Annotated in this window: 15 protein-coding genes; 7 read left to right on the top strand and 8 right to left on the bottom strand. The window is 65.1% G+C overall.

The window, feature by feature from the left end; translation table 11 throughout:
• Positions 1 to 2 precede the first annotated feature (2 nt).
• The gene (locus HMI58_RS05520; protein ID WP_171618420.1) at positions 3 to 194 is read left to right on the top strand and encodes a hypothetical protein; all 192 of its coding nucleotides are present in this window, start codon (positions 3 to 5) and stop codon (positions 192 to 194) included.
• Here HMI58_RS05520 and HMI58_RS05515 read toward each other — a convergent pair.
• Entirely contained in the window at positions 191 to 1,201 is a 1,011-nt protein-coding gene (locus HMI58_RS05515; RefSeq protein WP_171618419.1) for a bile acid:sodium symporter family protein, read from the bottom strand. The two genes, HMI58_RS05520 and HMI58_RS05515, sit on opposite strands and share 4 nt — an antisense overlap.
• A 175-nt stretch (positions 1,202 to 1,376) precedes the next feature.
• Here HMI58_RS05515 and HMI58_RS05510 point away from each other — a divergent pair, with 175 nt between their 5' ends.
• Positions 1,377 to 1,643, top strand: coding sequence for a hypothetical protein (locus tag HMI58_RS05510; RefSeq protein ID WP_171584583.1), 267 nt, complete (start codon positions 1,377 to 1,379; stop codon positions 1,641 to 1,643).
• Between the two features lie 10 nt (positions 1,644 to 1,653).
• Positions 1,654 to 1,887 (top strand): DUF6480 family protein, encoded by a 234-nt coding sequence (locus HMI58_RS05505; RefSeq protein ID WP_171584582.1) that lies wholly within the window; start codon positions 1,654 to 1,656, stop codon positions 1,885 to 1,887.
• 135 nt (positions 1,888 to 2,022) lie between these two features.
• Here HMI58_RS05505 and HMI58_RS05500 read toward each other — a convergent pair whose 3' ends face one another.
• The 6 genes from HMI58_RS05500 to HMI58_RS05475 all read right to left on the bottom strand — a co-directional run bounded on the left by HMI58_RS05500 (position 2,023) and on the right by HMI58_RS05475 (position 8,197).
• A complete protein-coding gene (locus tag HMI58_RS05500) occupies positions 2,023 to 2,328 on the bottom strand; it encodes a PRC-barrel domain-containing protein (RefSeq protein WP_171584581.1) in 306 nt (101 codons plus the stop codon).
• 180 nt (positions 2,329 to 2,508) lie between these two features.
• Positions 2,509 to 3,573 carry an ABC transporter substrate-binding protein gene (locus tag HMI58_RS05495; protein ID WP_171618418.1) on the bottom strand — a complete coding sequence of 355 codons (1,065 nt, stop codon included), beginning with the start codon at positions 3,571 to 3,573 and terminating at the stop codon, positions 2,509 to 2,511.
• Between the two features lie 111 nt (positions 3,574 to 3,684).
• Positions 3,685 to 4,080 carry a ChaB family protein gene (locus HMI58_RS05490; RefSeq protein ID WP_171618417.1) on the bottom strand — a complete coding sequence of 132 codons (396 nt, stop codon included), beginning with the start codon at positions 4,078 to 4,080 and terminating at the stop codon, positions 3,685 to 3,687.
• A gap of 84 nt (positions 4,081 to 4,164) precedes the next feature.
• Complete coding sequence (locus HMI58_RS05485; protein WP_171584578.1) at positions 4,165 to 5,139, bottom strand: alpha-L-glutamate ligase; 975 nt, start codon at positions 5,137 to 5,139, stop codon at positions 4,165 to 4,167.
• A gap of 90 nt (positions 5,140 to 5,229) precedes the next feature.
• On the bottom strand, positions 5,230 to 6,804 hold the full coding sequence (locus HMI58_RS05480; RefSeq protein WP_171584577.1) for an AbgT family transporter: 1,575 nt from the start codon (positions 6,802 to 6,804) through the stop codon (positions 5,230 to 5,232).
• Between the two features lie 73 nt (positions 6,805 to 6,877).
• Positions 6,878 to 8,197 carry a M20 family metallopeptidase gene (locus HMI58_RS05475; RefSeq protein WP_171618416.1) on the bottom strand — a complete coding sequence of 440 codons (1,320 nt, stop codon included), beginning with the start codon at positions 8,195 to 8,197 and terminating at the stop codon, positions 6,878 to 6,880.
• Positions 8,198 to 8,393: 196 nt separating this feature from the next.
• Here HMI58_RS05475 and HMI58_RS05470 point away from each other — a divergent pair, with 196 nt between their 5' ends.
• The 3 genes from HMI58_RS05470 to HMI58_RS05460 all read left to right on the top strand — a co-directional run bounded on the left by HMI58_RS05470 (position 8,394) and on the right by HMI58_RS05460 (position 11,347).
• Entirely contained in the window at positions 8,394 to 8,618 is a 225-nt protein-coding gene (locus HMI58_RS05470; RefSeq protein ID WP_171584575.1) for a hypothetical protein, read from the top strand.
• A 132-nt stretch (positions 8,619 to 8,750) separates the two neighbouring features.
• Complete coding sequence (locus HMI58_RS05465) at positions 8,751 to 9,797, top strand: nitronate monooxygenase (RefSeq protein WP_318779142.1); 1,047 nt, start codon at positions 8,751 to 8,753, stop codon at positions 9,795 to 9,797.
• 176 nt (positions 9,798 to 9,973) lie between these two features.
• Positions 9,974 to 11,347: an MFS transporter gene (locus tag HMI58_RS05460; protein ID WP_171618415.1), complete on the top strand. Its 1,374-nt coding sequence runs from the start codon at positions 9,974 to 9,976 to the stop codon at positions 11,345 to 11,347.
• Between the two features lie 75 nt (positions 11,348 to 11,422).
• Here HMI58_RS05460 and HMI58_RS05455 read toward each other — a convergent pair whose 3' ends face one another.
• Positions 11,423 to 12,649: a TerC family protein gene (locus tag HMI58_RS05455; protein WP_171584573.1), complete on the bottom strand. Its 1,227-nt coding sequence runs from the start codon at positions 12,647 to 12,649 to the stop codon at positions 11,423 to 11,425.
• Positions 12,650 to 12,755: 106 nt separating this feature from the next.
• On the opposite strand from HMI58_RS05455, the gene HMI58_RS05450 reads away from it, so the two are divergent.
• Positions 12,756 to 13,874 carry an alcohol dehydrogenase catalytic domain-containing protein gene (locus tag HMI58_RS05450; protein ID WP_171618498.1) on the top strand — a complete coding sequence of 373 codons (1,119 nt, stop codon included), beginning with the start codon at positions 12,756 to 12,758 and terminating at the stop codon, positions 13,872 to 13,874.
• Positions 13,875 to 13,881 lie beyond the last annotated feature (7 nt).

The following is a 13,881-nucleotide window of genomic DNA, read 5'->3' as shown; positions in this document are numbered from 1 at the left end:
GGATGACACAGGAACCGGGCAAGGTGCGGAGAGTTCTCGACTTCATTGGGATCACTGAGTCACGGGCCCACCAGGAGAGTCATCCGGTCGGCTCCCGCCAGTGGTGGGTCTACACGGCGGGCGTCGCCGTCGCCACCGGCCTATTCGTTTCGCTGGCCCTGCTGGTCCTGAACCTGACCGGGATGGTCTCCTAGCCGACGGGCTGCTGGTCGCGTGGCGCAGTGTTACGCGCGTCCCGACGCCGCCAGTAGGCGGCCAGCACCGCCCCGGAGACGTTGTGCCAGATGGAGAAGATGGCGCCGGGCAGGGCGGCCTCGGGGGTCAGGTACTGGCGGGCGAGGCCAGCGGCGAGACCGGAGTTCTGCATGCCGACCTCGATCGCCGTGGTCCGCCGCGAGGCGATCGGCAGTTTGAACAGGCGTGCGGCGCCGTAGCCCAGCGCGTACCCCAGGCCGTTGTGTGCGATGACGGCCACCAGAACCAGCAGTCCAGCCGAGAAGATGATCCCGGCACTTCCGGAGACCACCGCGATGACCACGAGGGTGATCGCTCCGACCGACAGCCAGGGCAGTGCCGGGAGACATGTGGCGACTACCCCGGGCAGGAAGCGGCGCACCACCAGACCCAGCAGGACGGGAAGCAGGACAATCTGCACAATCGAGAAGGCCATCGAGCCGGCGTCGACCGGCATGTACTGGCCTGCGAGCCAGAGCGCCAGCACCGGGGTGAACAGGGGCGCGATCAGGGTCGATACCGAGGTCATGGCCACCGACAGGGCAACGTCGCCCTTCGCCAGGTAGGCGACCACGTTGGAGGCAGTGCCGCCAGGGCAACATCCCACCAGGATCACCCCGGCCGCCAACGCCGGCGGCAACCCCAGCGCGGTTGCAATGAGCCAGCCGAGCAGCGGCATGATCATGAACTGGGCCACCACACCGATGACGACCGGGATGGGACGTTTGGCGATCAGCGCGAAGTCCGGCGGGGTGAGCGTCAGCCCCATCCCGAACATGATCAGCCCGAGCAGCGGGTTGATCCAGGGTCCCATTCCTGCGAACGTCCCCGGTGTCAGGACAGCCACCGCGCCGCCCGCGAGAATCAGCAGCGGAAACAACGTGACGGCAATCCGGGCGCTGCGTTCCTCGGCCGCAGGGTCGGCTGAAGTAGGCGGTGTCTGGGGTGCGGAAGGGGATGCAGGCATATCTAAGGATCTACCACGCCCGCTCTGGCCGCACGCAATTGCCCGGTCATTGTGAACGGCTGTGCTGCTAGGGTTGGATCATTCCGAAACTGCACAGGGGACTTACCATTCTTTGTTGTGGGGCATGAACCCGCTGCCTCACTGGCGTTCCCACTGCAGAGACCTAAGGAGCACAATGGCAACTATGGATAGAAAGTTCTCTGTAACCGAGGAATCGTCAAGCAAGCATCCACACGACTGGGGCCGTGCCATGGCGGTGGCCATCAGCCGTCTGGTGGAGTTGGCCCACGAGGCGGGTGACGTGGTCGAAAACGAGAACCTTTACGGTGAGGACCTTCATCTGTTTGTCCGTGAAACAGAAGAAGGGGCCGATATCACTATGTCCTGGACGCCGCGTGACACGAAAGATCCATCACCCAAGAGGTCTGATTGGGAAATCTAGGAGGCACCGCATGACAGGACAGAATCCCGATCCACAGGGCGACAAGATCACCGGGCTAGAGCCGGGCGGCGGCGTCCCCCCGGGCGAAACCCCTCCGGGCGAATCCTCAACCGTGGGACCCCAGGGTCACGACGAGGGCACCTCAAAGTCGAACAACCCGCTCCCGTGGCTGATCGGCATCGGCGTGGTTTTTGCGGCGTGCATCGTCCTGTTTGTGGTCGGCCGGCTGGTCGACGTGTTCTAGGGAACCAGCCTCACACGCTTTACCAACGCAGCGCGCCCGCAGTCAGGGGGAGAAAACCGGCCACTAAAGGCTGGCAGCTCCCCGCTGACGGCGGGCGCGTTTGCGGTTTAACGGGCTCCCGGAGGGGGCATGGCCCTAGATTCCGTAGTACTCGCTGAGGGTAGCCATCTGCTCGTCGGTGAGTTCCGACGCCGCCTCCAGGTCTGGGGCGTCCTTGATCTTGTCCTTGGTGTACGCAACGTGGAGGTCGCCGCCGTCGAGCCGTGCACCCTGGTAGGGGATGAAGTGCTCACGGGTGTTGAACAGCCCCAGCGGAACGGTCAGCCATACGGGCTCGCCGGTGCGGCCGTCGAGGTGGACCTGCGACACCTCGCCCAGCTTCTCGCCGTCGGCGTCCCAGGCGGTGGCTTCCTGAAGTTCCTGAATGTCCGGTTGTGCCATGGTGCATCTCCATCCTTGATGAAACTAAGTGTGCTGATCCTATTTCATCCGAGGATGACCCCTGAGAGCAACTGGAGCTGCACGCCTCGCAGCCGCGGGCACAGAAACGGCCCCCAGGAGTAGACCCGCCGCGTGCACGCGGCGGGCCTTGCCCTGAGGGCCGTCTTTGAAGCGGGAGGTTTAGCCTTCGGCGGCCTGGGCTGCCTCGTCCAGCATGGGGAGGAAGGTGTCCAGCGCCCAGGGGAGGCTCAGCGGGTTCGCCGCGGAGATGGACAGGGTGAGGGTGTTGTCGGGGTCGGCGACCAGTGCACCGGACTCCACGGCCGGGATCTGGCTCAGCAGGGGGTCCTCGGCGATGGCCTCAGTGGTGGCCTCGTCGGGCACCCAGGTCACGAAGATGTCCGACTCCAGCTCGTTCGCCCGCTCGGCAGACCAGGCGATGAAGAATTCTTCCGAGCCCTCGGTGTTGTCGGTGACGACGTCGGCCTGGACCATCCCGATTGACTCCAGGAAGCGCGGCCGGTTGTCGTTGGCCGTGTAGATGCTCACGCCTTCGGCACTAGCCGGATCAAGGTTGCCGTAGATGAAGGTCTTGCCCACGATCGACGGGTAGTCGGCGGCGGCGGAGGCCACTGTCTCTTCGGTCTCGGTGATCAGTTCTTCGGCCTCATCGGTCAGGCCCAGTGCCTCGCCGATGATGCGGGTCGATTCCTGCCACGGGGTGCCGTAGGCGACCTCGGGGAACGCGACAACCGGCGCGATGGCGCTCAGGGTGTCGTAGTCCTCCTGGGTCAGGCCTGAGTAGGCGGCCAGGATGACGTCGGGGTTGGTCGCGGCGACCTCGTCGAAGGCGTACCCATCGGCTTCCGAGTACTGGACCGGGGCGTTGTCGGTGCCGATCGCGGCGCCGAGCTCTTCGAGCTTGGCATCCTTCCACGGCGTGGAGGCGTTCTCGTTGCCGCCGTACTCGTCGCTCTGCATGCCGACGGGAACGACGCCGAGGGCCAGGGTGACGTCCGCGTTGACCCAGTCAACGGTGGCCACGCGCTCGGGCAGTTCCTCGATGACCGTCTCGCCGTACGCGTGCTCAATGGTGACGGGGAACTGGTCTGCCGCGCCAGCAGCGGTAGGGGCGTCGGTCGCTGAGCCATCATCGGCGGGACCGGTACTGCAGGCGGATAGGGCCAGGATGGCGGCGGCGGCTGTCGCGGCGGCAGCGAAACCGCGCATGCGGGTGGGGGCCATGGAGGGGCTCCTCGACTTTCGGGAAACTGTGACTCACGCCCGTTCGGACGCGACGAAGTAAGGCTAACCTATCCTCGCGATGATTACGAAATGTTTGTGTTGCGTAATAGGTCAGGTGTCCCGTGCCCGTCGCGTCTCGCGGTCGTTGGCCCGCTGGATGGCCTCCACCAATTCGGCCTTCGTCATCCGCGAACGGCCCTGAACCTTGAGGGTTTTAGCAATCCCGTATAGGTGCGCTTTGGAGGCGTTCGCGTTTACTCCTCCGGCTGTCTCCCCCGGGTTCTGCCCGCCACGCTCGGAGGCAGCATCAGATGGGCCGCTCTCCTCTTTGGGTTCCCAGTGGTCACCCACCTTCTCGTGCGTGTGTTTCAGCGAACTGAAGGCGGTCCGGTGAGCCCGCTCCCCTTCACCGTATTCCTCCTCCGCAGACTCAAGAGTCTTGGCGAAGGTGTCCTGTGCCTTCTTCCCGGAGCGCTGCAGCGTGCTCGGCAGGTCACTCTTCTTCATTGCTCAACCCCTCCCGGTCCGGACGACGACGCGTTGCTGGCGGGCCGTCGTCGTCCTCGGATGCGTCGTCCCTGTGCGCCTACCCTAGCGAAGCGCAGGTTCGGGCGCGGGAGCGGCGAGCCCAGAGAGGTACTTCACAAGTGCGCCCGGGGCTGAGCGGGGCGCCTCGGCCTCAACCACCGCGTTGTAGTTGGTGTTGGTGTTCACGTCGTAGGTGAGGACCCTGCCGTCGGCGGTCTCGATGAACTCGATCCCGCACACCTCGATGTTGTTCCGTCGCGCGAACTCGAGGTACTTCTCGATAATCGGGTGGTCGAAGCCCTCGCGGATACTGAAGAGCTGCTGGCCTTCCTCGGGTTGGATCGTGGCGCCGGGCGGCATGATGGGTTTGCCGGTCACCGGGTCGATCGCGCAGGCGTCAGCCGGGCACAGCTGGAAGCCGCCGCGCGCCGTGTCGGCCTGGATGGCGTAGATGAACTCACCGCCGACGATTTCGACCCGGGTGATGATGGGTTCGGCTGCCTGGATGAACTCCTGGATCAGGGTGATGCCGTCCTGGGGTTCCTCAAACTCGGACGAGCCGACGTATTCGGCCAGCTCTTCGTGGCTCTCAAACTTCCGGACGCCGAGGCCTTTGCCGCCCTGGTTGTGCTTGGTAATGAAGGGGGTCGGGAAGCCTGCCGCGGCGTCGAGGATCCGGTCCTTGCCGATGGCCGCGACGGTCCGGGGCGTGTCGATGCCGGCCGCCTTCAGCGCCGTCAACTGGTCGATCTTGCTCATTTCCAGCTCGAGGATTCGGCGGCCGTTCACTGTACGGCGGCCGTGCGCTTCCAGCCAGGACAGGACGGCCCGGGCGTAATCCTTCGAGAGATGGTGATCGCGGGTGTGCGACGAAGCGCTGATCCGGGACCAGAAGATGCCCTCGGGTGGCACCTGGTCCAGGTCGAGCACGCCGTCGGTGAGCAGCCACTCTTCCACTTCGACGCCCTCGGCCTCGAAAGCCTTCGCGAAGGGTGGGAACCATTCAGGGTTCTCATGCAGGGCAAAAATCTTGGTCACGATGTACCTCCAGCTTGGGTTCGTTAGGCATAACCGCTCGGCCTGCGGGCCTATTCCGTTCGACCGGGCGAGTTTGACCAGTGATCCTGGTTACTCGGGCAGGAAGATGCCGTTGCCGGGTCCCAGCGGCAGGTCAAGGAAGAAGAACACGCTCAGGATGGCCACCCACGCCAGCCAGAAAGGCACCACGAAGGGCAGCATCCGCGCCATCAGGGTGCCCAGGCCGGCGTCCGGCTCGTACTTCCGCAGCATCGTCAGGAGAACGATCATGTAGGGGTTCAGCGGGGTGATCACCTGGGTGGCCGAGTCGCCCACCCGGAACGCGGCCTGGATGAAGGCGGGCTCGTACCCGAGCAGCACAAACAGGGGCACGAAGACGGCGGCCATCAGCGTCCACATCGCGGACCCGGAGATGATGAACAGGTTCAGCAGCGAGGCCAGCAGGATGAAACCCAGGATGGCCGGATAGCCGGTCAACCCGATCGCTTCCAGTCCCCCGGCGCCCGCAACCGCGATCCACTGCCCGATCCCCGACCAGTTGAACAGGGCGATGAACTGCCCCAGGATGAACGCCAGCACCAGGAACCCGGCCATGTCCTTGATCGCCTCGCCCATCACCCGCGGGATGTCCCGGCCGGTGGTGATCGTGCCGACAATCTTGCCGTAGACCAGCCCCGGCACCACGAACATGCTGAACACCACGAACACGATGGAGCTCAGCAGCGGGGAGGTGGGCAGGAACCCGCCGTCCTCGTTCCGCCACGGTGAGGCGGGAAGGGTGAACGCCACCACCAGCACGGCGGCGAGGATCGCCCCGCCGATCAGTGCCCACCGCAGGCCCTTGGACTCGGTGGCCGTCAGGTCGGCACTGAGCTCGGCGCTGGTGGGCGCAGCGGGTGCGTCTTCGTCGCGGATTTCATCGCGGGGGATGCCCTGACGTTCCAGCCGGGGCTCAAGGATTTTGTCGATCACAAACCCGGCGATCAGCATCAGCACCACCGAGGCCACCACATTGAAGAAGTAGTTCGACACGGGGGTCACCGGGGACCCGGCGTTGGGCAGCGTCTCGGTGACCGCCGTCGTGATGCCCGCGAAGAGGGCGTCGAGGCTGGTCACCAGCACGTTTGTCGAGTAGCCAGCGCCAGCAGCGGCGAAACCGCCCAGCAGACCCGCTACCGGGTGACGGCCGGCGGCCTTGAACACCAGGGCCGCCAGCGGAGGGATCACCACAAACGCGGCGTCCGACATGATCGAACCCATCACCCCGACAACGCCGACGGCGTACGGCAGCGCCCAGCGCGGCGCGCTGCCGAAGGCCCGCCGGATCATGGCTCCCAGCAAGCCTGACTTCTCAGCCACACCCACCGCCAGGAGGATTGGCAGCACGGTGGCGAGCGGCGGGAAGCCAAGGTAGTTCGGGCCCAGGTTGGTGGTAAGCCAGGTGAGACCCTCGGCGGTGAAGAGACCCTTGATCTCGGTGATCTCATCGCTGCCGGGCAGCTGGACGGTGACGTTCGCCCACGCCATCGCCGTCGACACTGCGGCGGTGATGCCAAACAGGATCAGGAAGAGCATGAACGGGTCGGGCAGCTTGTTGCCGACCCGTTCCACCCCGTTGAGGAACTTGTCGGTGAATCCGCGCGGTGCGCTGGCGGTACTGGACATGGGTGGTGCTCCCTTGACTTATTTCACGCGGGTTTCAGTTGAGGAGGGCGGGTCGTGCCGGCGGTTCTGGACGTCAGTCGAAGTAGGACGGGACGTCGATGGCCCCGCCCTGCTCCTCGAACTCCTGCCGGACTTGCTGCTGCAGTACCGGGTCCATCAGGTAATCCAGGGCTGTCAGCGCGAGGCCGGCGGCGCCGTCGTACGCTCCCTGCACCGCCGCGTCGGACGCGGCAGCGGCAGCGAAGTCGGTGGTGTGCAGGGCGGTGCTCTGGTCGGCGATCTTGATCAACGGGTGGATGCCCGGGATGCGGTAGCTGACGTTGCCAAAGTCGGTGGAGGCGGCAAGCGTGTCCGAGACCACTCCGGCGGGAAGCGGACTTCGTCCGCGCCGCTGCTGCGATTCGACCCAGCGGCCGGTGAGCGCATCGTTGGTGCGGATAGGGAGCGACGGCGGGTGCTGGTCCCAGTCCAGCTCCACGGTGGTGCCGGTCATCAGGGCCGCACCGCGGGCAATGTCTTCCAGCCGCTTGCTGAGGTCCTTCAGCGTCTCCGGGTATTTCGAGCGGGCGTACAGCTTCATCACCGCGGTGTCCGGGATGATGTTGGGGCTGCGCCCGCCCTCGGTGATGTTGCTGTGGACACGGTCCGAGGGTGGCAGCTGTTGGCGGAGCAGGCCAATGCCCTGGTAGGTGAGGCTGGCGGCGTCGAGCGCGTTGCGCCCCATGAACGGCTGGGCGGAGGCGTGCGCGGCGATACCGGTGAAGGTGATGGTGAGCAGCCGGCGCCCCAGCCAGACCTGGTCCGCCAAATCGTAGCCGTAGGGGTGGACCATAATGGCGGCGTCGACGCCGTCGAACGCCCCGTTGCGGGCCAGCAGTTCCTTGCCGGAGTGACCCTCCTCAGCGGGGGTGCCGAGGAAGACGACTGTGCCGTTGAGCCGGTCCCGGACCCCGGCGAGCGCCAGGAAGGCACCCACTCCGGTCGCCGCGATGACGTTGTGGCCGCAGGCGTGCCCGATGCCCGGGAGCGCGTCGTACTCGCTGAGGACAGCGATGGTGGGTCCGTCGCCGGTCCCGCGGATCTCGGCTCGGACGGCGGTCTCGACGCCGTGGGCGCCAAGATCAGCGTCGATCCCGTGTTCGGTGAGGATGTCGGCGATCAGGCGTGCACTGTCGTGCTCCTGAAACGCGGTCTCCGGGTGGGCGTGCAAGGTGTGCACGATCCGCTGGAGGTCATCGTGCAGCGCTGCGACATTGCTGTCGACGGCGGCACGCAGGTCCTCGGGTGCGCCATCGAAGTCTGAGGTCGGGGGGACGGCTGTGAGGAGGCGGCGCTGGGTGTCGGCGTCGATCTGGTTGAGGTATGCCGGGTCCGGCAAGGCTGGTTCGGTCATCCTGGTAGCTTAGGCAACTATTTGCTGGCATGGCAGTCGTGGAGCGCAATCCTGGGTAATAATGCCGGTCCCGCCGCGGGCACGCGGGGCCGGTCGCGACAAATTCACCGGGCCGAAACACCCTCGCAACACCGTAGGAGTTGAATCAAACCATCGGCCGGACCCGCCTACCTGGCCACAGATCCAAGGAGTCACCATGTCCCTGCTTACCGCCACCGCCATCACCCGCATCCATGACCTCGGTATGCTGCACCGGGGGGACGAAATTGAGGCCCACCGTAACCGCGAGGTCCACTACAGCGGCTATGTGGAAGACACGGCTCCCGGCCTCGGGATCGTCTGGATCCGGGATCTCTCCGACGGCCGCCGGGCGATCCTGCACGCCGACGAGTACGCCATCTGGCAGATCAGCGCCGAGTAGCACCGCAGCGGCTTGCAAGTCTGCGTGAGCAGCAATATCTTCTCCGTCTCCGAGTACCTACAGTGGAGGAGATAACCAGCTGAACGCTGACCGGTGGTCCTTTCCTCTACAGGGCAGAAGGAACAGGCCGCCGTGGAAAGGCAGTCTCGCGTGAACCGGCCGACCTCTTTACCCAAGCCATTGGACCTTGATCGTCCCATCATCGGGGCGCCGATGGCAGGAGGACCCTCCACACCGGAACTCGTCGCTGCCGTCACGAACGCCGGTGGGTTGGGATTCCTCGCCGGAGGGTACAAAACCCCGCAGCAACTCGCGGACCAGGTCACCGCGACGAGAAAGCTGACCGACGGTCCTATCGGGGTGAATCTCTTCGTCGTAGCAGCAAATGACGCAGATGAGGAAGAGCTCGAGGCCTACCGTCGGGAACTGCAGCACGACGCTGACCGATACGGCGTAGAGGTCGGTGCCCAGAAATGGGACGACGACATGTGGACGGGCAAGCTCAAGGTCATTAACGATCTCAGACCCGACGTCGTGTCCTTCACTTTCAACTGCCCAGAAGCCGATGTGCTCACTGCCCTCAACCGATCGGGCATCCACACAGCGGTTACCGTCACCTCCTCAGCGGAAGCGCAGACCGCGGCCGAGCGCGGGGCTCGAACACTCATCGTGCAGGGACCTCACGCCGGTGGTCACCGGGCCACCTTCGATCCGGCCGCAGACCCTGGCACCGAACCGCTCCCGGATCTGATCAGGTCAATCAGCGCAACTCTCAACCTTCCGATCATCGCAGGAGGAGGGATCAGCACGCGCCAGGAGGTACAGGAGATCCTCGACACTGGGGCGGCTGCCGTCCAACTCGGCACCGCATTACTCCTCGCTGACGAAGCCGGAACGAACGCAGCCCACCGCGCAGCCCTCCGCGACCCCGCTTTCACCGAAACGAAAGTTACCTGGGCCTTCACCGGGCGTCCTGCCCGGGGCTTGAGGAACCGGTTCATGGACGAACACGATAGACGCTGCCCCGCCTACCCGCAGATCCACTACATCACCGCGCCGCTACGCGCGGCCGCTTTAGCCAACAACGATCAGCAAGCACTGCATCTGTGGGCAGGAACTGGCTACCGGAATGCCCGCACCGGACCGGTCGCGGACATCATCGCCGCCCTCATTCCCTGATCGCGAGTAGCACCGTCCCTTCCCCAACACGTCTCCCGCCCATGCCCGCGGCGGGCAGGATCTGGTGTGCGTTAGCCATCGAGCGGCCGCGTCGCTAGGGTTGATGGCTGACCTTCCCCTGTTTGTCCCTTCCTGAGGTTGTCGAACGGGCCCACGCACTCAGGACGGAGACACATTTGACTGCCGAAAACCAACCACCCACAGGCGGGTTCGATACTCCGGAGACTGACACTCCGGAAGGCAAGAAGACCATCCGACGGGCCATTGGCGCATCGGCAGTAGGCAACGCCACCGAGTGGTACGACTACGGCGTGTACGCGGTAGTCCTCACCTACATCACCGCTAACTTCTTCCCCGGCGGAGCCGAGTGGGCGCTTGCCACCTTCGCCATTTCGTTCCTGGCGCGGCCCTTCGGCGGGTTCATCTGGGGCCCGCTGGGAGACCGGCTGGGACGCAAGGCCGTCCTGTCGCTGACCATCATCCTGATGGCGGGCGCCACCTTCTCCATCGGACTGCTGCCCACCTTTGACCAAATCGGTTATTGGGCTCCGGCCCTGCTGGTGGCCCTGCGCATCCTGCAGGGCTTCTCCACCGGCGGCGAGTACGGCGGTGCCGCGACGTTCATGGCCGAGTACTCCCCCGACAAGAAACGCGGATTCCTCGGCAGCTTCCTTGAGTTCGGTACGATCTTCGGATTCGCCCTCGGCACTGCCGTCACCCTGTTCCTGCAGATCCTCCTCGGCGCTGAAGCGATGACCGACTGGGGCTGGCGCATTCCCTTCCTGATCGCCGGACCGATGGGACTCATCGGCTGGTACCTGCGGTCCAAGCTGGAGGACACCCCGGTCTTCCGTGAACTTGAGAACGAGTCGGGCACCGAGGACAGCGGACCCACCACCCTCAAGCATCTGGCCAGCAAGTACTGGCGTCCGGTCCTCACCATGGCGGGGCTGGTCATCGCGCTCAACGTCGCCAACTACACCCTCCTCAGCTACATGCCCACCTACCTGCAGAATCAGATCGGCCTGTCCGACGACGGGTCCCTCACCCTGATCCTGATCGGGCAGGTGGTCATGATGCTGCTGATCCCGTTTGCCGGAGCGCTCTCGGACCGGGTGGGCCGCAAACCGCTGTGGTGGGTCTCCCTGGTTGGCCTCTTCGTTGCCGCGCTGCCGATGTACATGCTGATCGGCACCGGGTTCACCGGGGCGCTGATCGGGTTCGCTGTGCTGGGCATCCTCTATGTGCTGCAGTTGGCCACCATTTCCGCGACCTTCCCCGCCATGTTCCCGGCCCATGTGCGGTTCGCCGGGTTCGCGGTGACCTACAACCTCGCGACCGCGCTGTTCGGGGGCACCGCACCACTGGCCAACGAGGCGTTGATCGAATCCACGGGGAACCTGCTGGTTCCCGCGTTCTACATGATGGCCGCCTGCCTGATCGGCATGATCGCGATGCCGTTTGTCCGCGAGACCGCCGGCGAATCCATCAGGGGCACCGATACGCCGGGAGACCCTACGGCTGCTGAGCTGGCCACCACCCGCAGCTAGCCTCCGGCACCATGTGAAAGGGCGGCCCCGCAGCTCATCGCTGCGAGGCCGCCCTCAGAGGGTTATTGCCCTTAGTCAGATCTTGGTCGGGCCGCTGACGCCGGATTCACGGGTTGGCTCCCGATCGACCGCCGCACCGTGGGACTCGTGGGCCTTCTTGATGAGATCCATGAACTCGGTCTCGTTGCGGATGAGCTTCTTGTACTTCTCTGGAAGGTCGCGCAACATCTTTTCCTCCTCGACCATGCGGCCGAAGATCTTCTCTCGCTCGTCGATGTTGGTCTCGTAACCGAGGTCCAGGTACTCGGTGGCGTGGCGCTTCGCGCCGCGGACCGCGGTCTTTGCCTTGCCCTTGGGGCTGAAGATCGACGCGAGGACCGTGACGGCAAGGACGCCGAGGATGACAGTGAGCGACAACCCGGTGGAGATCTCGACCACCGGAACCGGCTCGCCGTCGTTGATGAACGGCAGGTTGTTCTCGTGCAGGGCGTGGAGGATGAGCTTCACACCAATGAAACCAAGGATGATCGCGAGCCCGTAGGACAGGTAGATGAGGCGGTCCAGCAGACCGTCGATCAGGAAGTACAGCTGGCGCAGCCCCATCAGGGAGAACGCGGTGGCCGTGAAGACGATGAACACGTTCTGGGTGAGGCCGAAGATGGCGGGGATGGAGTCCAGCGCGAACAGGATGTCGGTGCCGCCAATGGCGATCATGACCAGCAGCATCGGGGTGAGGACGCGTTTGCCGTTCTCGATGGTGAACAGCTTGTCGCCGTCGTAGTGATCGGTGGCGGGAAGGAACCGCTTCGCCAGGCGGACCACTATGGTGTCGCCGTGGTCGTCGTCGTTGGTGGGCTTGAGCAGGTTGCCGGCGGTCATCAGCAGGACCAGGCCGAAGAGGTAGAAGATCCAGGCGAACTGGTTGATCAACGCAGCTCCCAGGAAGATGAACCCAGTGCGGGCAATCAGGGCGAACACAATGCCGAAGAGCAGCACCTTCTGCTGGTCGGCGCGCGGCACCTTGAAGCTGGCCATGATGATGAGGAAGACAAACAGGTTGTCGACCGACAGGGCCTTCTCGGTCACATAGCCGGCGAAGTACTCGGTTCCCATGGTGGGTCCGCCGAAGATCAGGACGCCGAGACCGAAGAGGATTGCGATGCCCACGTAGATCGAGGACCACACCGCTGCCTCTTTCAGGGTGGGGGTGTGCGCCTTGCGGACGTGGAAGAAGAAGTCGAAGAGCAGCAGCCCCACAATCCCGGCGATCGTTAAAGCCCAAACAATTGGGGATACGTCCATGCGGTCAGTTCTCCTCGTGCAGATGGCGTGTACTCACGGTAGTTTGCGAGGGGGTGGACGGCAAGGCAGCCTCAGGCCGTACATTGAACCCATGAACTCCTCAACGATGCGCAGCGCAGTCCTCCACGAAGCCGGCGCTGTCCGCCCCTACGCGGGCAGCACTCCCCTCCATCTGCAGGAACTCGAGGTCCCGTCACCACGATCGGGCGAGGTACGCGTAAGGATCGAGCGGGCTAGCCTGTGCCATTCCGACCTGTCGGTGATTGACGGCTCACGGGTGCGGCCGCTGCCGATGGCGCTGGGACATGAGGCGACCGGCGTCGTCGACGTGGTGGGCCCTGATGTCGCCGATATCACAGTGGGTGAGAGGGTGGTGCTGGTGTTCGTGCCTAGCTGCGGGTCCTGTCGCGCGTGCGACGCCGGCCGTCCCGCCCTCTGCCACCGGGCCGCCGAGGTCAACGGCAGTGGCGACCTGCTGCACGGGCCCGCTCTGTTGCGGACCGCAGAGGGTGACCGGATCAACCACCACCTCGGCGTTTCGGCGTTCTCGGAGTACGCGGTGGTGGCACGTGAGTCGGTGGTGGTGATTGACGACGACGTCCCCTTCGATGTGGCGGCGATGTTCGGATGCGCGGCGCTCACCGGCATCGGCGCGGTGTTGAACACGGCCCAGGTGTCCGAGGGGCAGTCGGTCATTGTGTTCGGGCTCGGCGCTGTGGGGCTGATGGCCGTGATGGCTGCCGCGCAGGTGCCCGGTACCTCGGTGATCGCTATCGACCCGCTGCCCGCGAAGCGTGACCTGGCGCTGCGCTGCGGGGCGACCACGGTGGGCGCCCCCGACGAGGCAGCAGAGCTGGTGCGGGCCCTGGGCAGCGACGGGGTGGATGTGGCGCTCGAGGCGGTGGGCAGCGGGCGGGTGATGGAGGCGTGCCTGGCACTGTTGACCCGCGGGGGCGCCCTCATATCGGTCGGTTTGCCGCACCCCGACCAGACCATCACCACCCAGGCCCTGCAGTTCGCCGGTGCCGGCAAACGACTGCTCGGCTCCTACATGGGAGACTCGGTCCCTGCCCGGGACATTCCCGCCTACCTTGCCCTCTGGCGGGAGGGGAAGCTGCCGGTCGAGCTCCTCCACACCGATACCCGGGATCTCGGCGACCTGAACGAGAGCCTTGATGCCCTGGCCGACGGCCGCGTGGTGCGCCGGATCTTCACCCTCCGGTAGGGCTTCA

The sequence above is a fragment of the Arthrobacter sp. 147(2020) genome (assembly GCF_013116715.1).
Taxonomy (GTDB): domain Bacteria; phylum Actinomycetota; class Actinomycetes; order Actinomycetales; family Micrococcaceae; genus Arthrobacter_D.
Note: the sequence above shows the minus strand (reverse complement) of the source record. Positions and strands in the feature narration are given on the sequence as shown.

Bases quoted from the DNA above. Each gene is read 5' to 3' on its own strand.
- HMI58_RS05500 (WP_171584581.1), bottom strand. From the start codon at position 2,328: ATGGCACAACCGGACATTCAGGAACTTCAGGAAGCCACCGCCTGGGAC.
- HMI58_RS05470 (WP_171584575.1), top strand. From the start codon at position 8,394: ATGTCCCTGCTTACCGCCACCGCCATCACCCGCATCCATGACCTCGGT.
- HMI58_RS05495 (WP_171618418.1), bottom strand. From the start codon at position 3,573: ATGGCCCCCACCCGCATGCGCGGTTTCGCTGCCGCCGCGACAGCCGCC.
- HMI58_RS05480 (WP_171584577.1), bottom strand. From the start codon at position 6,804: ATGTCCAGTACCGCCAGCGCACCGCGCGGATTCACCGACAAGTTCCTC.
- HMI58_RS05510 (WP_171584583.1), top strand. From the start codon at position 1,377: ATGGCAACTATGGATAGAAAGTTCTCTGTAACCGAGGAATCGTCAAGC.
- HMI58_RS05490 (WP_171618417.1), bottom strand. From the start codon at position 4,080: ATGAAGAAGAGTGACCTGCCGAGCACGCTGCAGCGCTCCGGGAAGAAG.
- HMI58_RS05450 (WP_171618498.1), top strand. From the start codon at position 12,756: ATGCGCAGCGCAGTCCTCCACGAAGCCGGCGCTGTCCGCCCCTACGCG.
- HMI58_RS05455 (WP_171584573.1), bottom strand. From the start codon at position 12,649: ATGGACGTATCCCCAATTGTTTGGGCTTTAACGATCGCCGGGATTGTG.
- HMI58_RS05505 (WP_171584582.1), top strand. From the start codon at position 1,654: ATGACAGGACAGAATCCCGATCCACAGGGCGACAAGATCACCGGGCTA.
- HMI58_RS05515 (WP_171618419.1), bottom strand. From the start codon at position 1,201: ATGCCTGCATCCCCTTCCGCACCCCAGACACCGCCTACTTCAGCCGAC.
- HMI58_RS05475 (WP_171618416.1), bottom strand. From the start codon at position 8,197: ATGACCGAACCAGCCTTGCCGGACCCGGCATACCTCAACCAGATCGAC.
- HMI58_RS05520 (WP_171618420.1), top strand. From the start codon at position 3: ATGACACAGGAACCGGGCAAGGTGCGGAGAGTTCTCGACTTCATTGGG.